At 67.2% G+C, this 18730-nt stretch carries 16 protein-coding genes; 5 read left to right on the top strand and 11 right to left on the bottom strand.

Annotated elements, in window-relative coordinates; genetic code table 11:
- Positions 1 to 11: 11 nt before the first annotated feature.
- The 5 genes from sucB to purB form a co-directional block, all read right to left on the bottom strand.
- A complete protein-coding gene (sucB, locus tag C1925_RS13220) occupies positions 12 to 1214 on the bottom strand; it encodes a dihydrolipoyllysine-residue succinyltransferase (RefSeq protein ID WP_108769296.1) in 1203 nt (400 codons plus the stop codon).
- A 41-nt stretch (positions 1215 to 1255) separates the two neighbouring features.
- Positions 1256 to 4087, bottom strand: a complete 2832-nt coding sequence (locus tag C1925_RS13215) for a 2-oxoglutarate dehydrogenase E1 component (protein ID WP_108769295.1) — start codon at positions 4085 to 4087, stop codon at positions 1256 to 1258.
- 186 nt (positions 4088 to 4273) lie between these two features.
- Positions 4274 to 5176 carry a GNAT family N-acetyltransferase gene (locus C1925_RS13210; protein WP_108769294.1) on the bottom strand — a complete coding sequence of 301 codons (903 nt, stop codon included), beginning with the start codon at positions 5174 to 5176 and terminating at the stop codon, positions 4274 to 4276.
- A 3-nt stretch (positions 5177 to 5179) separates the two neighbouring features.
- On the bottom strand, positions 5180 to 6589 hold the full coding sequence (locus C1925_RS13205) for a cupin domain-containing protein (protein ID WP_108769293.1): 1410 nt from the start codon (positions 6587 to 6589) through the stop codon (positions 5180 to 5182).
- 743 nt (positions 6590 to 7332) lie between these two features.
- Positions 7333 to 8700 carry an adenylosuccinate lyase gene (gene purB, locus C1925_RS13200; RefSeq protein ID WP_108769292.1) on the bottom strand — a complete coding sequence of 456 codons (1368 nt, stop codon included), beginning with the start codon at positions 8698 to 8700 and terminating at the stop codon, positions 7333 to 7335.
- 283 nt (positions 8701 to 8983) lie between these two features.
- Between purB and C1925_RS13195 the strand changes: the two genes are divergently transcribed.
- Complete coding sequence (locus C1925_RS13195; RefSeq protein ID WP_108769291.1) at positions 8984 to 10423, top strand: class II fumarate hydratase; 1440 nt, start codon at positions 8984 to 8986, stop codon at positions 10421 to 10423.
- Between the two features lie 58 nt (positions 10424 to 10481).
- Here the strand turns inward: C1925_RS13195 and C1925_RS13190 are convergent, their stop codons facing one another.
- The 6 genes from C1925_RS13190 to C1925_RS13165 all read right to left on the bottom strand — a co-directional run bounded on the left by C1925_RS13190 (position 10482) and on the right by C1925_RS13165 (position 14849).
- Entirely contained in the window at positions 10482 to 10907 is a 426-nt protein-coding gene (locus C1925_RS13190; RefSeq protein ID WP_108769290.1) for a hypothetical protein, read from the bottom strand.
- A gap of 106 nt (positions 10908 to 11013) precedes the next feature.
- Positions 11014 to 11652, bottom strand: a complete 639-nt coding sequence (locus C1925_RS13185; RefSeq protein ID WP_108769289.1) for a hypothetical protein — start codon at positions 11650 to 11652, stop codon at positions 11014 to 11016.
- Between the two features lie 31 nt (positions 11653 to 11683).
- Positions 11684 to 12571, bottom strand: coding sequence for a DUF2807 domain-containing protein (locus tag C1925_RS13180; RefSeq protein ID WP_108769288.1), 888 nt, complete (start codon positions 12569 to 12571; stop codon positions 11684 to 11686).
- A gap of 21 nt (positions 12572 to 12592) precedes the next feature.
- Positions 12593 to 13618, bottom strand: coding sequence for a hypothetical protein (locus C1925_RS13175; RefSeq protein ID WP_108769287.1), 1026 nt, complete (start codon positions 13616 to 13618; stop codon positions 12593 to 12595).
- The gene (locus C1925_RS13170) at positions 13615 to 14490 is read right to left on the bottom strand and encodes an ABC transporter ATP-binding protein (RefSeq protein WP_108769286.1); all 876 of its coding nucleotides are present in this window, start codon (positions 14488 to 14490) and stop codon (positions 13615 to 13617) included. The genes C1925_RS13175 and C1925_RS13170 overlap by 4 nt, the downstream gene beginning before the upstream one ends.
- Positions 14490 to 14849 carry a GntR family transcriptional regulator gene (locus tag C1925_RS13165; RefSeq protein WP_108769285.1) on the bottom strand — a complete coding sequence of 120 codons (360 nt, stop codon included), beginning with the start codon at positions 14847 to 14849 and terminating at the stop codon, positions 14490 to 14492. Before C1925_RS13165 ends, C1925_RS13170 begins: the two co-directional genes overlap by 1 nt.
- A 612-nt stretch (positions 14850 to 15461) precedes the next feature.
- Here C1925_RS13165 and C1925_RS13155 point away from each other — a divergent pair.
- From C1925_RS13155 to C1925_RS13140, 4 genes are all read left to right on the top strand, one after another.
- Positions 15462 to 16049: a glutathione peroxidase gene (locus C1925_RS13155; RefSeq protein WP_108770710.1), complete on the top strand. Its 588-nt coding sequence runs from the start codon at positions 15462 to 15464 to the stop codon at positions 16047 to 16049.
- A 95-nt stretch (positions 16050 to 16144) separates the two neighbouring features.
- Positions 16145 to 17122, top strand: coding sequence for an FKBP-type peptidyl-prolyl cis-trans isomerase (locus tag C1925_RS13150; RefSeq protein ID WP_108769283.1), 978 nt, complete (start codon positions 16145 to 16147; stop codon positions 17120 to 17122).
- A gap of 22 nt (positions 17123 to 17144) precedes the next feature.
- On the top strand, positions 17145 to 18488 hold the full coding sequence (locus C1925_RS13145; RefSeq protein WP_108769282.1) for a UDP-glucose/GDP-mannose dehydrogenase family protein: 1344 nt from the start codon (positions 17145 to 17147) through the stop codon (positions 18486 to 18488).
- The gene (locus C1925_RS13140) at positions 18481 to 18720 is read left to right on the top strand and encodes a SlyX family protein (RefSeq protein ID WP_108769281.1); all 240 of its coding nucleotides are present in this window, start codon (positions 18481 to 18483) and stop codon (positions 18718 to 18720) included. Before C1925_RS13145 ends, C1925_RS13140 begins: the two co-directional genes overlap by 8 nt.
- Positions 18721 to 18730 lie beyond the last annotated feature (10 nt).

Genomic DNA, 18730 nt, shown 5'->3' with positions numbered 1-18730 from the left:
CGGGAGGTCTCTTACAGGCCGAACAGCATGCGGCCCGGGTTTTCCAGCTGGTTCTTGATGTCCACCAGGAACTGCACCGAGTCCTTGCCATCGATGATGCGATGGTCGTAGGACAGGGCCAGGTACATCATCGGCGCGATCACGACCTGGCCGTTCTGGGCGATCGGACGCTCCTTGATGGCGTGCATGCCCAGGATGGCGCTCTGCGGCGGGTTGATGATCGGGGTCGACAGCAGCGAACCGAAGGTGCCGCCGTTGGTCACGGTGAAGGTGCCGCCCTGCAGTTCGTCCAGGCCCAGCTTGCCGTCACGCGCCTTCTTGGCGTAGTCGGCGATGGTCTTTTCGATGTCGGCGAACGACATGCGCTCGACGTTGCGCAGGACCGGGGTGACCAGGCCCTTCTCGGTGGACACGGCGATCGAGATGTCCGAGTAGCCGTGGTAGATGATGTCGTCGCCGTCGATCGAGGCGTTGACCAGCGGGAAGCGCTGCAGGGCATTGGCAGCGGCCTTCACGAAGAAGCTCATGAAGCCCAGCTTGATGCCGTGTGCCTTGACGAACTCGTCCTGCAGGTCCTTGCGCGCCGCCGACACCTTGGACAGGTCGACTTCGTTGAAGGTGGTCAGCATGGCGGTGGAGTTCTTCGACTCCATCAGGCGCTCGGCGATGCGCTTGCGGATGCGGGTCATCGGCACGCGTTCTTCCGGACGTGCGCCACCGGCCTTGCCGGCGCCGCCGTTGCGGGCGAAGTTGACGATGTCTTCCTTGGTGACCGCACCGCGGCGGCCGGTGCCGTCGACGTCGGACGGGTTCACGCCTTCGGTGATGGCGGTGAAGCGGGCGCCCGGCGGCAGCGCGTCGGCGGCCGACTTGGCGGCCGGGGCCGGAGCGGCGGCAGCGGCCGGAGCAGCAGCGGCCGGGGCAGCGGCAGCCGCCGGAGCAGCTTCAGCGGCCGGAGCCGGGGCAGCAGCCACGGCGCCTTCTTCGATGATCGCCACGACCTGGCTGGAGGTCACGGTGTCGCCTTCCTTGAACTTGATCTCCTTGATCACGCCGTCGACCGGCGACGGCACTTCCAGGACGACCTTGTCGGTTTCCAGGTCAAGCAGGTTTTCGTCGCGCTTGACGGCGTCGCCCACCTTCTTGTGCCAGGTGGCGATGGTGCCGTCGGCGACGGATTCGGGCAGTACCGGGGCTTTGACTTCGGTGGCCATTGCGGGAGCTTCCTGGTTTGTCTTCTAAATAGGGGGAGGAATTATTCAGCGAACGTGTCGTTGAACGGGTTGACCAGCGCATCGGCGACCAGCTGCTGCTGTTCGCGGACGTGGTCAGCCATGTGACCGGCAGCCGGCGAAGCCGAACGTGCGCGACCGGCGTAGTGCAGGCTCTGGCCATCAGCCAGGCAGAACTGCAGGTGGTGGCGGATCTGGTACCACGCACCCTGGTTCTGCGGTTCTTCCTGCGTCCACACCACGTCGGTGGCCTTGCCGTACTTCTTCAGTTCGGCGGCCAGCAGCGCACGCGGGAACGGGTACAGCTGTTCCACGCGGATGATCGCCACGTCGTCCTGGCCACGCTTGGTCTGGTCTTCCAGCAGGTCGTAGTAGACCTTGCCCGAGCACAGCACCACGCGCTTGACCTTCTTGGCATCGGCATTGGTGTCGCCGATCAGGTGCTGGAACTCGCCGTTGGCCAGCTCGTCCAGGGTCGACACGGCCAGCTTGTGGCGCAGCAGCGACTTGGGCGACATCACCACCAGCGGCTTGCGGGTGGTCAGGTGCAGCTGGCGGCGCAGCATGTGGAAGGCCTGTGCCGGGGTGGACGGAACCACGACCAGCATGTTTTCCAGCGCGCACAGCTGCAGGAAGCGCTCCAGGCGCGCCGAGCTGTGTTCCGGACCCTGGCCTTCATAACCGTGCGGCAGCAGCAGGGTCAGGCCGGTGATACGGCCCCACTTGGCTTCGCCGGCGGCGATGAACTGGTCGATCACCACCTGGGCGCCGTTGGCGAAGTCGCCGAACTGGCCTTCCCAGATGCACAGGGTGTTGGGATCGGTGGTCGAGAAACCGTACTCGTAGGCCATCACGGCTTCTTCGCTCAGCAGCGAATCGATGATGGTGGCCTTCTCCGGCGAATCCACCAGCTGCCGCAGCGGCAGGTAGTAGTTGTCGGTCTTCTGGTCGTGCAGGATCGCGTGGCGGTGGGTGAAGGTGCCGCGGCCGACGTCCTGGCCGACCAGGCGCAGGGCATTGCCCTCGTCCAGCAGGGTGGCGTAGGCCAGGTTCTCGGCAAAGCCCCAGTCACCCGGGATCTCGCCGGCGGCCATCTTGCGGCGGTCGTCGTAGACCTTCGACACGCGCGAGTGCAGCTGCACTTCTTCCGGCACGGTGTTGATCAGCTTGGCCAGTTCGACCAGCTTGTCCTTGTCCACCTTGGTGGAGATCTCATCGGACAGCTTGCCTTCCAGCAGCTTCGGCCAATCGACGAACAGGGGGCTGGTCGGCGGGGTCTTCTCGACCTTGGCCAGTTCGGTGGTCACTTCGCCACCGTCCAGCTTGTCGCGGTACGCATCGACCATCGCCTTGCCGGCGCCGGCGGCGATCACGCCTGCCTTTTCCAGCTGCTCGGCGTACAGCTCGCGGGTGGTCGGGTGCTTGCGGATCACCTGGTACATCAGCGGCTGGGTGATCGCCGGTTCGTCGGCCTCGTTGTGGCCCCAACGGCGGTAGCACATCAGGTCGATGACCACGTCCTTGGCGAACTTCTGGCGGAACTCGAAGGCCAGCTGCGCGGCGAACACGACCGCTTCCGGATCATCGCCGTTCACGTGCAGCACCGGAGCGGCGATCATCTTCGCCACGTCGGTGGCATAGCGCGTGGAACGCGTATCCAGCGGGTTGGAGGTGGTGAAGCCGACCTGGTTGTTGACCACGATGTGCACGGTGCCGCCGACGGCGAAGCCGCGGGCCTGCGACATCTGGAACAGCTCCATGACCACGCCCTGGCCGGAGAAGGCCGCGTCGCCGTGGATGAGGATCGGCATGACCTGCTTGCGCGCGGTGTCCTTGCGGCGCTCCTGGCGCGAACGCACGGAACCGGCAACGACCGGGTCGGCGATTTCCAGGTGCGACGGGTTGAACGCCAGCGCCAGATGCACCGGGCCACCGTCGGTGGCCACGTCGGCCGAGAAGCCCATGTGGTACTTCACGTCGCCGGCCGAGGCGTGCTCGTCGTGCTCGAACTTGCCTTCGAACTCGTCGAACAGCTTGCGCGGGTTCTTTCCGAGGGTGTTGACCAGCACGTTCAGGCGGCCACGGTGGGCCATGCCGACGACCACGTCCTTGACGCCATCCTTGCCGGCGCTGCGGATGATGGTGTCCATCATCGGGATCAGCGAGTCGCCGCCTTCCAGCGAGAAGCGCTTCTGGCCGACGTACTTGGTGTGCAGGTAACGCTCGAGGCCTTCGGCGGCGGTCAGGCGCTCCAGTGTGCGGCGCTGGGTGTCAGCGTCCAGCTGGTAGTTGCCACCGGCCAGTTCCAGCTTCTTGTAGATCCACTGGCGCTGCTCGACTTCGGCGATGTGCATGAACTCTGCACCGATCGAGCCGGTGTAGGTCGCCTTCAGGCGCGCCAGCAGGTCACGCAGCTTCATGCGCGGCTGGCCGCCGACGCCGCCGGTGCTGAACTCGCTGTTGAGATCGCCGTCGGACAGGCTGTGGAACGGCAGGCCCAGGTCCGGGGTGTTGACCGGCGTGGTCAGGCCCAGCGGGTCCAGACGCGCATCGAGATGGCCGCGCGAGCGGTAGGCGGTGATCAGACGACCGACATTGCGCTCACGCTCGTCGCCTGCACCCGTGCCGGTGCCGGCTTTCAGCGCATCCTTGGCCGCGTCCGCGATGTGGGAGATGACGGCCGAGTGCGGAATGTCGCCTGCTTCGCGGCCCTTGAAGCCGTCGAAGTAGGTTTTCCATTTGGGATCGACACTATCCGGGGAGACCAGGTACTGCTCGTACAGGTCCTCGACATAGGAGGCGTTGCCGCCGGCGAGTTGCGAAGATTGCGCAAACTGCTTCAGTTGATTGTCCACGATGGAGGGTGCTGATTCGCTTTGTGGGGTATGGCTTCAGAAGGACCCTGCAGGAAAATGAATAGCCCTGCACGGGCGCGTTCAAACGGCCAAATTGTACCCCCATCCGGACACGAAGGGGCACCGCCAGCGGCATTGCGCGTCCCCCGGTGTCGCTCCCAGACAGGTTTGTCCGGGACAGCGCGCTCAGATGCCGAGCGCGCGCAGTTCGCTGCAATCGCGCGAACGGTCCCAGACACGCTGCAATTGCTGCTCGAACGGCTGCGAACGTGCCGGCAGCGAGATCCCGGCTTCGCCGTCCAGGCGATGGCCGATAAGACGAAAGTAGAAGTCGCCCGCGTCATTGACCAGACAGGCCGAGGCCAGCGCACGGTCGATCGGATCGCTGACCTCGCGGAACTGGATCACGCTGGGCAGGCGCTGGGCCAGGGCCAGCAGCGGTGCGCCGGCAGCCGCAATTGCGGCCGCATCGTGCACGATCACCCGCAGCTGCTTGTCGTGGCGGGCGGTCACGAAGCGGCGCAGGGCCGCCTGCACCGGCGGCGCATCCAGCAGGCCGGGGTCGAGCTGGCGGCTGTGCAGCCACAGCTGGCGACGGGCGCGGTGGATGATGGCCGTGGTGATGGCCACCGCCTCGGCGCGGCTGTCGATGGCGCTGGCCACGCCCAGCCGGCGGCGCATCTGCTGGTGGCCGATGCCGGCCTCCTCGAACACCTCGCCTTCGGGCAGGAAGCCCTGGCGGGCGTAGAAATCACGCGCCGGCAGCTGCGCGTGCAGGTGCACCTCGGCTAGGCCGAGCTGGCGACCGGCCTGCACCAGCGCCTCCAGCAGGGCCTCGCCGACGCCCTGGTTGCGCAGGCTGGCCAGCACCGCCATGCGGCCGATGCGGCCATCGGGGGCCAGGCGGCCGGTGCCGACGGGCTGGCCGTCGGCGTCCAGGGCCAGCACGTGGGCACAGACCGGGTCCAGCGCATCACGCTCCAGTTCGGCGGCGATGCCCTGTTCCTGCACGAACACCCGCTGCCGCACGTCGTGGATGGCGACGTGGGCGTCGGCGTGGCTGACCTGCTGGACCCGGATCGTGGCCATGGCTCAGGCGCGACCGGCGTCGCTGTCGTCTTCGTCGTGGTCTTCGAAGTTGACGATGACCTCGATGCCGTCGTCGTGGACGGTCACGGTGTGCACGTCGTCGGAGACCACTTCGTCGTCGAGCTCGGCCACCTGGTCGTGGCCTTCGACCACTTCGCCCAGCACCGCGGCGTCCTCGCCTTCGTCCTCGTCCTCAAACACCTCGTTCGGGTCGATCAGCTGGAACACGCCGCCGACCAGCAGCTGCTGCAGCACCGCGCGGCCCTTGTCGGACAGGCCACGGTAGGCCGCCGCGTCGAGCTGCTCGGCACCGGCCAGGCGCTGCGCGTCCTTCACCGGCAGGGCGAAATCCTGGCCGCTGACATACAGGCTGGCGCCACGCTTGGCCCGGCGCCAGGCCAGGCGCGCCCACGGGTGGCGCTGCAGCAGCAGGCCCGAGGCCAGGGCCTGGACCACTTCCTCCGGGGCCGGGGCGGCCTGGTGGGCGATCACTTCGCCCGCCGCGCGGTAGGTGGTGATGAAGCGGCCGAACCAGTCACCCAGCTTGTCCGGGTCGTTCATGCGGATGGCGTTGAGCGCGGTGATCACCCGCGCCATCGCCACCGTGTCGATTTCGTTCGGGTCGGCCGGCACCTTCAGGTCGGGGTCCTGGTAGCGGATGTTCTCATCGGCATCGGCGATGAGGGTGTCCAGGTAGTCGCTGATCAGCTCGGCCGAGGCCGGCGCGCGCATGCCGAAGGAGAAGGTCAGGCAGGGATCCTCGGCCACGCCGTGGTGCGGCACGTTCGGCGGCAGGTACAGCATGTCGCCCGGCGCCAGCACCCAGTCGTGGGTGGGCTTGAACACCTGCAGCAGCTTCAGTTCCACGTCCGGGCGGAAGCCCAGCGGCGGGCGCTTGCCCTTGATCGATTCGCTGGCGTCGATCTGCCAGCGGCGGTGGCCGTGGGCCTGCAGCAGGAACACGTCGTACTGGTCGACATGGGCGCCGACCGAGCCACCGGTGGCGGCGAAGCTGATCATCACGTCATCCATGCGCCAGCGCGGCAGGAAGTTGAAGTATTCGATCAGCGCGCGCACGTCCGGGTCCCACTTGTCGACGTCCTGCACCAGCAGGGTCCAGTCGTGGTCGGGCAGGGCGGGGAACACGTCTTCCTGGAACGGGCCGCTGCGCACGCGCCAGCCGTCCTGGGCCTTGTCGTGCTGGATCAGGCGCGCGAGCACGCCTTCCTCGCAGGCCAGCCCGGCCAGGTCTTCCGGCTGCACCGGGGTCTGGAAATCGGGGAAGGCGTTGCGGATCAGCAGCGGGCGCTTCTGCCAGAAGTCGCGCAGGAAGGTGGCCGGGGCCATGCCCAGCGGCTTGCCGGGGCGGGCGGTGACTTCGATGAGGGGGGCGGTGGACTTGCGGGCGGCCATGGGGATTCCTTGCAGCGGAAAGCGGGAGGGGCGGCGTGGCGGGCCGCCTGAGATCTCCATTGTCCGCCGTTCGCGGGCATTGCGCACGTGCGCGGGATTGTCGCGGGGGATCCGGCCAACGGCGGAGCCCCTCGTGGCGGTGTTTTGGTGGGGTCGACTGTTAGTCGACCAGCTTCATGGGCTTGGCCGGGCGGGTGGGCTGCGCGGGGGACGCTGCAAGTACGTCCATGTAAGCTCGGTCGCCGCATCCATGCGGCTCACGCCCCCGCGCAGCCCACCCGCCCGGCCCCTGACAGTTTCCTGCGCGGCCCGCCACGGAATGGAAGAAGAAAAGCAAAAGCAACGCGGGTCGCGCGCTGCGCTTGCTCGTGCCGTTGTCCCCGAGAAAGGCAGCCGAGCGTGGGCTCGGCTCTACAACAGCGCCCCAAAAAAAGAGGGACGCGGCGAAGCCGCGTCCCTCTTTCAAATTCCGTCCCGACAACGTCATCCACGCATGGCGTGGATCTACTCATCCGTCACCGGGAAACTGTCAGGGGTGGGGCGGGTTGGGTTCGCGGGACCGCAGGCGCCATGGATGGCGCCTACGAGCCCCCAGGGATGGGTTCACGGCGTGTCCCGCGAACCCAACCCGCCCCGCCCAGCACGGCATAACCCAGAGCCGCTTTTGACGTTGCCGTTGCCGTTGCCCTGGCAGTAAAGCCTGCCGCAGGCAGCGCCGCGGCCGCCGCCGCAAGGAAAACCCCTTAGATCTTCTTCGCCAGCGCCTCAGCCAGACCCGTGTAACTACCCGGGGTCATCTCACGCAGCGACTGCTTGGCATCCTCCGGCAGCGCCAGCGTCTCCACGAACGCCCGCATCGACTCCGCCGTGATGCCCTGCCCACGGGTCAGCGCCTTCAGCTGCTCGTACGGGTTCGGCAGGCCGTGGCGGCGCATCACCGTCTGCACGGCCTCGGCCAGCACTTCCCAGGCCGCGTCCAGATCGGCATCCAGGCGCTGCGGGTTCACTTCCAGCTTGCCCAGGCCCTTGGCCAGCGAATCCAGCGCCACCTGGCCGTGGCCGAAGGCGGTGCCCAGTGCGCGCAGCACCGTGGAATCGGTCAGGTCACGCTGCCAGCGGCTGATCGGCAGCTTCGCGCTGAAGTGCTCGAACAGGGCGTTGGCGATGCCGAAGTTGCCCTCGGCATTCTCGAAATCGATCGGGTTGACCTTGTGCGGCATCGTCGACGAACCGACTTCGCCTTCCTTCAGGCGCTGCTTGAAGTAGCCCAGCGAGATGTAGCCCCAGATGTCGCGGGCCAGGTCGATCAGGATGATGTTGGCGCGGCGCGCGGCATCGCCGATCTCGGCGATGTTGTCGTGCGGCTCGATCTGCGTGGTGTACGGGTTGAACACCAGGCCCAGGCTGGTCACGAAGCGCTCGGCGAAGGCCGGCCAGTCCACCGCCGGGTAGCTGGCGACGTGGGCGTTGTAGTTGCCCACCGCACCGTTGATCTTGCCGGTCAGCTCGACCGCGGCGATCTGCCGGCGCTGGCGCTCCAGGCGGGCGACCACGTTGGCCAGCTCCTTGCCCAGGGTGGTCGGCGAGGCGGTCTGGCCGTGGGTGCGCGACAGCATCGGCTGTGCGGCCTGGGCGTGGGCCAGGGTGCGCAGGGTGGCGGCGATGCCGTCCAGGCTCGGCAGCAGCACTTCGCGGCGGGCCTGTTCCAGCATCAGGCCGTAGCTGAGATTGTTGATGTCTTCGCTGGTGCAGGCGAAATGCACGAATTCCAGCGCCGGGGCCAGCTCGGCGTCGTCCTTCAGCTGTTCCTTGATGAAGTACTCCACCGCCTTGACGTCATGGTTGGTGGTGCGCTCGATCTCCTTCACGCGCGCGGCCTGGGCCGGGGTGAGGTTGGCGGCCAGGGCACGCAGGCGGGCGGTGGCGGCGTCGGAGAACGCGGCCAGCTCGACGATGCCCGGCTCGGCGCCCAGGGCCAGCAGCCACTCGACCTCGACCGTGATGCGGGCCTTGATCAGGCCGTATTCGGAGAAGATCGGGCGCAGGGCATCGACCTTGCCGGCATAACGGCCATCGAGCGGGGACAGGGCGAGCAGGGCGTAATCGGACATGTCGGCAGGGCTGGGGCGAGCGGCGGGGGCCATATTCTACGACGCTGCGGGCTGCCGCGCTTCGCGCTCGCCGGGCATGGCCCGGCGCTACCGATCGGACGGTGCGACCCATCGGACGGTGCGACCCATCGGACGGTGCGACCGATCGGACGAAGTGGTCCATTGGCGTTGTCCCCTGCTGCGGACAAGGGAGTATCGTTGGCACAGCCGCCAGCCCCGGGAAGCGACCCGCTGCCAGCCGCCGCTTCCCTTTCCCCAACAGAAGTAGTGCGGAGTCGATGCAATGAGCAAAGCTGCAAACAAGGGTGGAACCGCGACGTTCCGGATCGAACACGACAGCATGGGTGAGCTGCAGGTACCTGCCGACGCCCTGTGGGGCGCGCAGACCCAGCGTGCCGTGCAGAATTTCCCGGTCTCGGGCCAGCGCATGCCGCGCGGGTTCATCCGTGCCCTGGGCCTGGTGAAGGGTGCCGCCGCCGGCGTCAACGCCGAGCTGGGCCACCTGCCCAAGGTCGTCGCCAAGGCCATCCAGGTGGCCGCCGCCGAAGTGTCGGCCGGTGACTGGGACGCGCATTTCCCGATCGACGTCTACCAGACCGGCTCGGGCACCTCGTCGAACATGAACGCCAACGAGGTCATTGCCACCCTGGCCAACCGTGCCGGCAAGGCGGGCAAGACCGCGGTGCATCCCAACGACCACGTCAACCAGGGCCAGAGCTCCAATGACGTGATCCCGACCGCGCTGCGCGTGTCGGCCGTGCTGGCCGTGCACGAGCAGCTGCTGCCGGCGCTGGTGCACCTGCGCAAAACCCTGGACAAGAAGGGCCGCAGCCTGCGCAAGGTGGTCAAGACCGGTCGCACCCACCTGATGGATGCGATGCCGCTGACCTTCGAGCAGGAGTTCGGTGCGTGGTCGGCGCAGCTGGCTTCGGCGCAGGAGCGCATCGAGGACAGCCTCAAGCGCGTGCGTCGCCTGCCGCTGGGTGGCACCGCCATCGGCACCGGCATCAATGCCGACCCGCGCTTCGGCGCCCAGGTGGCCAAGGCCCTCAAGCAGCAGACCGGGTTCAAGTTCGACAGCGCCGACAACAAGTTCGAAGGCCTGGCATCGCAGGATGATGCCGTGGAACTGTCCGGCCAGCTCAATGCGCTGGCGGTGGCCCTGATCAAGATCGCCAATGACCTGCGCTGGATGAATGCCGGTCCGCTGGCCGGGCTGGGCGAGATCGAACTGCCGGCCCTGCAGCCGGGCAGCTCGATCATGCCGGGCAAGGTCAACCCGGTCATTCCCGAGGCGACCGTGATGGCCTGCGCGCAGGTGATCGGCCACCACACCGCGATCACCGTGGCCGGCCAGACCGGCAATTTCCAGCTCAACGTGACGCTGCCGCTGATCGCGGTGAACCTGCTCGATGGCATCGGCCTGCTGGCCAACGTGTCCACCCTGCTGGCCGACAGCGCCATTGCCGGGCTGAAGGTGCGCGAGGACCGCGTGGCCGAAGCCCTGGCCCGCAACCCGATCCTGGTGACCGCGCTGAACCCGATCATCGGCTATGAGAAGGCCGCGGCGATTGCCAAACGTGCCTACAAGGAACAGCGGCCGGTGCTGGATGTGGCGCTGGAGGACAGCGGCCTGGACGAGGCCGAGCTGCGGCGCCTGCTGGATCCGGCCGCGCTGACCGCCGGTGGCATCCAGGCCGGTGGCGGTGGCGCCGGCGGCTGATCGGCCGGCATCCACGCATCAAACGAAAACGCCGCCCTTCGGGGCGGCGTTTTTCGTGTCAGCGACGGTCGGCGACGATGTTGCCGAAGGTCTCGGTGTAGTCCTTGAACTCCGGAATGGTCTGCACCAGGTCCGGCGGAATCACCTCCATGCCTTCCGGCGGCTGGATCTTCACCGGCTGCATGTTGGGGTCGGCCGGGGCGGCCACCAGCGTGTTCTGGCGCAGCACCTGCAGCTTGCCGAACATGGTCTGCAGCATCTGCCGCTGGCCATCGTTGAGCGGGATCTGGATCTCGTCGACCTTCATCGTGCCGTCGGGCAGGATGATGATGTTCGGCGCCGGCTGGCGACGCACGGTCACCATGCTTTCGCTGACGGAGATCTTGGGCTTGCCGCGCTCGGCGCGGTGGTTGCGGTAGTCCTGGTCGCAGCCGGCCAGGCCCAGGCAGAGCAGGGCGACCAGCAGCAGCAACAGCTTCTTCATGGCGGTTCAATCGGGTGCATCGGGGGCGGCCATTGTAAGCCCGGGCGCCCCGGCGCGGCCGGCAACGGGTCAGGTTGCCGGCCGGGTGCGGCGAAATGTCACAGGCTCAGCGGTTGACGACCTTGTTGGTGTCGCAGTCGTCGATGTCGGACTGGTCCATGCTCGCGTAGGGCTGGAACGCCGGCAGGTCGCGGGCCAGCGCCTGCTGGCTGGCCAGCATCGCCGGCAGGCGGTTGCACAGCTGCTTGGCCTGGGCCTCGAGCTTCTCGGCCTCGGCATTGATGCGCTTCTCAATGCCGTCGGTGTCGCCACTGAAAACACCCTTGATCGCTTCGCTGGCGGCGTTGGCGCCGAGCTTGGCGCCGGCCACGCCGATCTCCATGCCGTCCTGGGCGATGCCGGCGATATGGCCGCGGTAGTCCAGCAGCTGGCGACGCTGCGCCGGCGTGGTCTCTACTTCCTTGCCGGCGATCAGGAAGCGGCCATCCGGGGTGATCTCGGCGCGGGGCTGCTTGTCGGAGGAAATCTTGATGTTGCCCTTGGCGATCTCCTCGCGCGCCTTGTCCGTGGCTTCCTTGACGCTCTTGCCGATCTCGCCGGTGGCATCGGCAACGGCCTTGCCCGGCGAGGTGTCGGTGGCGGAGGCATCGGCGCCGGAAGACGACGACGAGGAGGACGAGGTGCCGCCGCAGGCGATCAGCGGCAGGCACAGCAGGACGGCAGGTATCAGGCGCAGCAGGTTCATGGCGTTCCCCTCAAGGCAATGGATTGATGGCTTACTTGCCGCGCGGCAGGGTGACCTTGCCGCCGATGTCGCGGTGGCGGACCTCGCCGCTGCCGCTGTGGTCGACGGTCAGGTTGCCGCCAGCGCCGTTGACGGTGATGTCCCCCGAGCCGTGGCTGCGCACATGCACGTTGCCACCGGTCTGGTCGATGTCCACGTCGCCGGAACCGACCACGCCGATCTCGACGTTGCCCTTCACCTGGCGGAAGCCGATGTCGCCCGAGCCGACCGTCTCCAGGCGGGCGTTGCCGCGCACGTCGCTGATCTTCAGGTCGCCCGAACCGACGGTGCCGACCACGGCGTCGCCGCCGATGGTGCGGGCCTTGACGTCGCCCGAGCCCAGCGAGAGCAGGTTGAGCGAGGCGGCGCCCTCGATGTCCAGGTCACCCGAGCCGACCGCCGCGTGCACGCTGCCGCGGGTGCCGCGGGCGATGCCATCACCGGAGCCGACGTCCATGCTCAGCGACTGCGCGTTGTCGATGCTGGCATCGCCGGAGCCGATGCGGAACTGCAGCGGCAGGTTGTCCGGCACGCTGCCGCGGATGTCCAGCCACGCATAGCTGTTGCCCATGCTCAGGCCGCTGCGGCCGTCGCGGCGCAGGCTGACCACCAGCTTGTCACCTTCGCGGCGCTGGTCGAGCACCAGCTGGTCCAGCCAGCTCTTGTCCGAGGCACAGGCGCGGCCATCCAGCTGGCCGCCACCGGCATTGGCGATCACCTTCAGGTCGTGCTGGTTGACCTCGAACACCACGGCCTTGGCATCGGCCGCGTCCAGCTTCAGCGAACGCGGGGCGGAGAACTTGCAGTTCGGTGCGTCGGCAGCCTGCACCGACAGCGGCAACAGCAGCAACAGGGCACTACAGGCGAGCAGGGTACGCATGGTGGTTTCTCCGGAAAGGGATCAGATTTCGCCGGCGCGCTTGCGCAGGACGATGGCCAGGACGATGAAGGCGACGCCGAACGCTGCACCGATCCACAGGTCGGGCATGGCCAGGGTCTTCAACTGCTCGGCCGGGCTCATCAGCGCGGCCAGCGACTCGACGTTCTTGGCCTTGTCACTCGCGCTGAGGCGGTAGACCAGGTCCACGCCCGGCACCGTGCCCAGCAGCAGGCGGCCGACGATGTGCTGCCAGAACCAGCCGGTGGTCATGTCGAACACATGCATCAGCTTGGTGGTGCTGACGATGATGCCGGCGAACAGCGGCAGCATGACGGCCCACAGGAACGGCTTGCTCTTGGCCCAGGCCGAGCACAGCAGCAGCCAGCCGGCGGTCGGCAGCGCCCACAGCGCGTACACCGGGATGGCGGCGAGCAGGCCGGCGCTCAGGGACACCGGGCTGGCCGGGCCCCAGATCAGGGTGGTCGCACTGCCGCCGTGGGTGACCGCGACGATGCTGATGATCAGCAGGAAGCCGAACATGGTGGCGACGGCAGCCAGGGTGGCCACCAGCGGTGCCACGATCAGGGCGCTGATCACCTTGGACAGCACGGTCTGGGTGTCCGACAGCGGCAGCGACTTCCAGAACAGGATGCTGCGGTCGCGGCGGTCGTCGTACAGGGCGCCCAGGCAGTAGAAGAACACCACGAAGGCCAGCACCAGGAAGGGCCAGGCGGAGCTCAGCAGCAGGGTCAGGTCCAGGCCGTTGCCGAGGTCGGCCATGTCCTTGGCGCTGATCTTCTGGGTCAGCAGGCCCAGGTCCAGGCCGTTGATGTTCACGTTCTCGCCGTCGACGTGCAGGCCGCCGTCGCGGGCGGCGCGGTGCAGGGCGAACAGGCCCAGGCCGATGCCCACCGCGCTCATCAGCAGCGAGACGATGCCGGCGATCAGCGGTGCGTAGAAGAAGCCGCCGCGGTTTTCCCAGTATTCGCGCTTGAGCAGCCAGCGCAGGGTGCCTGCGGGGCTGACCGGATGGTTGACGGCATTCATGCGTAGGTCCCCTTCATGACAGCGACGAACAGATCGGCCAGGCCCGCGTTGCGGGTCTCGCCCAGGGTGGAAAGCTGGCTGCGCGGCACGCCGTCATACAGCAGCACGGTCTTGCCGAAGGCCTGGCTGCGCTCGTCGATCGGCTTCAGTGCGCGGGCGGTGTCCAGCTGGTCGGCTCCCACCAGCAGTTCGGTATAGCGCTCGCCCACCTCGTCCATCTCCGCGCTGAGCACCACGCGGCCATCGCGGATGAACATCACGTCGCTGAGGATGTGCTCGATCTCTTCCACCTGGTGGGTGGTGACGATGATCGTCTTCTGTTCGTCGAAGTAATCCTCCAGCAGGCGCTGGTAGAACTCCTTGCGGTACAGGATGTCCAGGCCGAGGGTCGGCTCGTCCAGCACCAGCACGCGGGCGTCGATGGCCATCACCAGGGCCAGGTGCAGCTGCACGATCATGCCCTTGGACAGCTCGCGCACGCGCTGCTTCGGCTGCAGCTTGGTGTTGGCCAGGAAGCGTTCGCAGCGGGCGCGGTCGAAGCGCGGGTGCACGCCGGCCACGAAATCGATGGCCTCGCGCACCTTCAGCCAGCGCGGCAGCACGGCCACGTCGGCGATGAAGCAGATGTCCTTCATCAGTTCATCGCGGTGCACGCGCGGGTCGCGGCCCAGCACGGACAGCTCGCCTTCCACCGAGGTCAGGCCGAGGATGGCCTTCAGCGCGGTGGTCTTGCCGGCGCCATTGGGCCCGATCAGGCCGACGATGCGGCCTGCCGGAATGGAGAAACTGGCGTTGTCGAGGGCAACGGTGTTCTTGTAGGCCTTGCGCAGGCCCTTGGCGGTGATGACGGCGTCGCTTGCTACGGTACTCATCAGATCTTCCCCTGGGGCAGCAATTCGTCGAGGCTCAGGCCCAGGCGCTGGATGCGCTCCAGGACGGCCGGCCATTCTTCATTGAGGAAGCGTTCGCGCTCGCTGCTGCGCAGCTGCGTGGCGGCCGGCTCGGTCATGAACATGCCCAGGCCGCGGCGCTTCTCGACCAGGCCTTCATCGGCCAGTTCCTGGTAGGCGCGCGAAACGGTGATGGGGTTGAGCTGGTAGTCGGCGGCCACCTGGCGCACCGAAGGCAGGGCGTCGCCCGGCTTGAGAATTCCGTCGAGCATCATGGCGATCACGCGCTCCTTAAGCTGGCGGTAGATGGGAGCGCCGTCGCTCCACTGGATGTCGCTCATATTCAGCTCCGTGGGGTCAGCGGCTGTGCGAACGAGAAGTACGGCATGGACAGGGAGCTGTGCAGCCGACGCGGGGGAGGGGGAGAGGGTTCGGCGTTCCCGGCCGTGAAGGGTGCTGCGTCCTGCGCTGTATCGGTGGAGGAGGAGGGCGCCGGTGGTGCCGGCAGGGCCAGCCAGAGCAGGGCCAACAGCGTCGATACGGCGGTGACCGCAGGAGCGGCATGGCGGCGTCGCATCAGGATGTTCATGGTTCCCCCTGTCTCAGGTGACTGGTGTTGTATGCAACTATAACACCGGCACGCTGTCGTGCAAGCCCTGCTTCCACCCAACTGATGGCAGGGGTGGTCACAGTTCCGAAATATCATCCCAAGTGATTGATCCGAGGGGAAAAGGCCTCGCACCGCCAGCACGATCCGGCCTGCTTCCATTCAGCAACATCGATGCTATGTCATCAAAGATGCGCTGGCCGGGTGCTCCGGCCGCAGCCGCCACGCCATGCAAAGTGCCGCCCGCCCTGCAACGGCAGGCGCTCCGGGCCCCGGTGCTATAGTTCGGCCGATTCCCGGCCCGAGCTGGCCGGAGCCCTGAAACAGCTACTGCGGAATGACCCTCATGCCTCTGCCGACTGCTTTCCCGCGCCGCCTCCGCGGCCTGTCCCTGTTGACCGTCCTGGCCTTCGGTCTGGCCGGTTCGGCCACCGCCCTGGCCGCCGACCTGCTCGATGTGAGCTACCGCCCGCTGGCCGGCAAGCAGCAGGTCAACCTGGAAAAGCGCTACCACGGCCAGGTGCTGCTGGTGGTCAACACCGCCAGCAAGTGCGGCTATACCCCGCAGTACGAAGGCCTGGAGGCGCTGCACAAGCAGTACGCCAGCAAGGGCTTTGCCGTGCTCGGCTTCCCGTCGAATGATTTCAAGGGCCAGGAGCCCGGTGACGAGAAGCAGATCCAGGATTTCTGCACGCTGACCTACGGCGTCAAGTTCCCGATGTTCGAGAAGGTGCACGTCACCGGTCCGGAGGCCACGCCGCTGTACCAGCGCCTGACGGCCGCCACCGGCGTCGCCCCGGGCTGGAACTTCCACAAGTACCTGGTCGGCCGCGATGGCAAGGTCATCGCCCAGTTCGCCAGCAAGGTCACCCCGGATGATCCGCAGCTGAAGGCGGCCATCGACAAGGCACTGGCCGCACCGGCCGTGCATTGAATGAAAGCACGCACGCCTCGACATCTCCGGCGTGCGTGCGACAATGATCGTTTCGCGCCGACGTCGGCGCCCAGACACTTCCAGGAATGCAGCGAATGAAGATGGGAATGCGCGGCGCAGCGGCGTCGGTTCTGATTCTGGCGATGGGCACCTCCGGTGTCGCCCTGTCGCAACAACCGGCCGCACCGGCGGCCGCCAAGGAGACCGCAACCTTGAATTCCCCCAAGCAGAAGCTCGGCTACGCCATCGGTCTGGATGTGGCCAAGTCGTTCGCGCCGATCGCCGATGAAATCGACGTGGCTGCCCTGCGTACCGCCGTCGAGCGTTCGTTCGAAGGCCTGCAGCCGCAGATCACCCAGGACCAGGCCAAGGCCACCGATGCGGCCCTGCGCCAGGTCGTGATGGCCCGCAACGGCCAGCAGGTTCCGGGGATGGCCCCGGGCTCGCAGCCGGCCAAGGTCGACCGCGTCAAGGTCGCGCAGATGATCGGTTCGTACTCGATCGGCCCGTCGCTGGCCCAGCTGAAGGACGACATCGACACCGCCTCGCTGTTCGAAGCGATCAGCACCGGCCTGACCAAGGGCCAGCCGAAGATGACCGAAGCCGACGCGACCGCGACCATCCAGTCGTTCATGGGCACCAAGCAGGCTGAAATGCAGGCCAAGGCTGCCCAGGCCGCGCAGACCAACCGTCAGGAAGGCAATGCATTCCTGGCCAAGAACAAGACCCAGCCGGGCGTGGTGACCACCGCCTCGGGCCTGCAGTACCAAGTGATCCGCCCGGGTAGCGGCGAGCGCCCGCTGCCGACCAGCAAGGTGCGCGTGAACTACGAAGGCAAGCTGCTGGACGGCACCGTGTTCGACAGCTCCGCCGGTCGTGGCCCGGCCGAATTCGGCCTGGACCAGGTCATCAAGGGCTGGACCGAGGGCGTCGCCCTGATGCCGGTCGGCTCCAAGTACCGCTTCTGGATCCCGGGCGACCTGGCCTATGGCGAGAACGGCACCCCGGGTGGCCCGATCGGCCCGAACGCCGCACTGACCTTCGACGTCGAGCTGCTGGGCGTCCTGCCGTAAGCCGCCAGGAGTCAGCACGGACATGCGCGTTGCGATTTTCGGTACCGGCTACGTCGGTCTAGTGACAGGTACCTGCCTGGCCGATGCCGGCCACCAGGTCGTCTGCGTGGACATCGACCAGGCCAAGGTCGATGGCCTCAACCAGGGCGTCATCCCGATCTATGAGCCGGGCCTGGAGCCGATGGTGAAGGCCAACCATGCCGCATCGCGGCTGGCGTTCACCACCGATGCCGCAGCGGCCATCGGCCACGGGCAGGTGGTTTTCATCGCCGTCGGCACGCCGCCGGACGAGGATGGCAGCGCCGACCTGCAGTACGTGCTGGCCGTGGCCCGCACCATCGGCCGGCACATCAGCGTGCCGACCGTGGTGGTCAACAAGTCGACGGTGCCGGTGGGCACCGCCGACAAGGTGCGTGCGGCGATCGCCGAAGAGCTGGCTGCGCGTGGCGCGGACATCGCCTTCGACGTGGTGTCCAACCCCGAATTCCTGAAGGAAGGCGATGCGGTCGCGGACTGCATGCGCCCGGACCGCATCATCATCGGCGCCTCCAGCGCCGAATCGGTGGCGGTCATGCGCCGCCTGTACGCACCGTTCAACCGCAACCACGACCGCGTCGTGGAAATGGACGTGCGTTCGGCCGAGCTGACCAAGTACGCCGCCAATGCGATGCTGGCCACCAAGATTTCGTTCATGAACGAAATGGCCAACATCGCCGAGCGCGTCGGCGCCGACATCGAGCAGGTCCGCCAGGGCATCGGTTCGGACCCGCGCATCGGCTGGCATTTCATCTACCCGGGCGCCGGTTACGGTGGCTCGTGCTTCCCCAAGGACGTGCAGGCGCTGGCCCGCACCGCGCAGCAGTACGGCCTGGCGCCGAAGCTGCTGGACGCGGTCGAAGCGGTCAACGAGGCGCAGAAGGGCCACCTGTTCGAGCTCATCCAGCGCCACTACGGCGCGGACGCCAGCCTGCGCGGGAAGACCTTCGCGGTGTGGGGCCTGGCCTTCAAGCCGAACACCGACGACATGCGCGAGGCCTCCAGCCGCCGCCTGCTGGCCCAGCTGTGGGACGCCGGTGCGCGCGTGCGTGCCTACGACCCGGAAGCCACCCACGAAGCGCAGCGCATCTTCGGCCAGCGTGACGACCTGGTGTTCTGCAGCAGTGCCGAAGACGCACTGCAGGGCGCCGATGCGGTGGTCGTCGTGACCGAGTGGAAGCAGTTCCGCAGCCCCGATTTCCAGGCGCTGCATTCGCAGCTGCAGGACGCGGTGGTGTTCGATGGCCGCAACCTGTACGACCCGTCTGAGGTCGAGGCTGCCGGTCTGGCTTACTACGGCATTGGCCGGGGACGTTCGTTGCATGTCTGATTCATCGAGTGAACGCGAGCAGGCGCTGGAAGCGCGCCTGGTCGAACTGGAAATGCGCGTGTCCTTCCAGGAACACGCGCTGGCCGAATTGAGCGATGCGCTGGCCGATGCACGCATGCAGGGCAGCCGCAATGCCGATGTGCTGCGCGTGCTGCTGGAAGACCTGGGCAAGGTCCGCAATGCATTGCATTCTTCTGATCCGGCGAGCGAACCGCCGCCGCCGCACTACTGATCTGATTCCT

The organism is Stenotrophomonas sp. SAU14A_NAIMI4_5, assembly GCF_003086795.1.
GTDB lineage: Bacteria > Pseudomonadota > Gammaproteobacteria > Xanthomonadales > Xanthomonadaceae > Stenotrophomonas.
This window is presented reverse-complemented; position numbering and strand designations above follow the sequence as displayed.

Coding starts and splice junctions, on each gene's coding strand:
- C1925_RS13155 (WP_108770710.1), top strand. CDS start 15,462: ATGCCTCTGCCGACTGCTTTCCCGCGCCGCCTCCGCGGCCTGTCCCTG.
- C1925_RS13205 (WP_108769293.1), bottom strand. CDS start 6,589: ATGGCCGCCCGCAAGTCCACCGCCCCCCTCATCGAAGTCACCGCCCGC.
- C1925_RS13165 (WP_108769285.1), bottom strand. CDS start 14,849: ATGAGCGACATCCAGTGGAGCGACGGCGCTCCCATCTACCGCCAGCTT.
- C1925_RS13140 (WP_108769281.1), top strand. CDS start 18,481: ATGTCTGATTCATCGAGTGAACGCGAGCAGGCGCTGGAAGCGCGCCTG.
- purB (WP_108769292.1), bottom strand. CDS start 8,700: ATGTCCGATTACGCCCTGCTCGCCCTGTCCCCGCTCGATGGCCGTTAT.
- sucB (WP_108769296.1), bottom strand. CDS start 1,214: ATGGCCACCGAAGTCAAAGCCCCGGTACTGCCCGAATCCGTCGCCGAC.
- C1925_RS13210 (WP_108769294.1), bottom strand. CDS start 5,176: ATGGCCACGATCCGGGTCCAGCAGGTCAGCCACGCCGACGCCCACGTC.
- C1925_RS13145 (WP_108769282.1), top strand. CDS start 17,145: ATGCGCGTTGCGATTTTCGGTACCGGCTACGTCGGTCTAGTGACAGGT.
- C1925_RS13175 (WP_108769287.1), bottom strand. CDS start 13,618: ATGAATGCCGTCAACCATCCGGTCAGCCCCGCAGGCACCCTGCGCTGG.
- C1925_RS13185 (WP_108769289.1), bottom strand. CDS start 11,652: ATGAACCTGCTGCGCCTGATACCTGCCGTCCTGCTGTGCCTGCCGCTG.
- C1925_RS13190 (WP_108769290.1), bottom strand. CDS start 10,907: ATGAAGAAGCTGTTGCTGCTGCTGGTCGCCCTGCTCTGCCTGGGCCTG.
- C1925_RS13170 (WP_108769286.1), bottom strand. CDS start 14,490: ATGAGTACCGTAGCAAGCGACGCCGTCATCACCGCCAAGGGCCTGCGC.
- C1925_RS13180 (WP_108769288.1), bottom strand. CDS start 12,571: ATGCGTACCCTGCTCGCCTGTAGTGCCCTGTTGCTGCTGTTGCCGCTG.
- C1925_RS13150 (WP_108769283.1), top strand. CDS start 16,145: ATGAAGATGGGAATGCGCGGCGCAGCGGCGTCGGTTCTGATTCTGGCG.
- C1925_RS13195 (WP_108769291.1), top strand. CDS start 8,984: ATGAGCAAAGCTGCAAACAAGGGTGGAACCGCGACGTTCCGGATCGAA.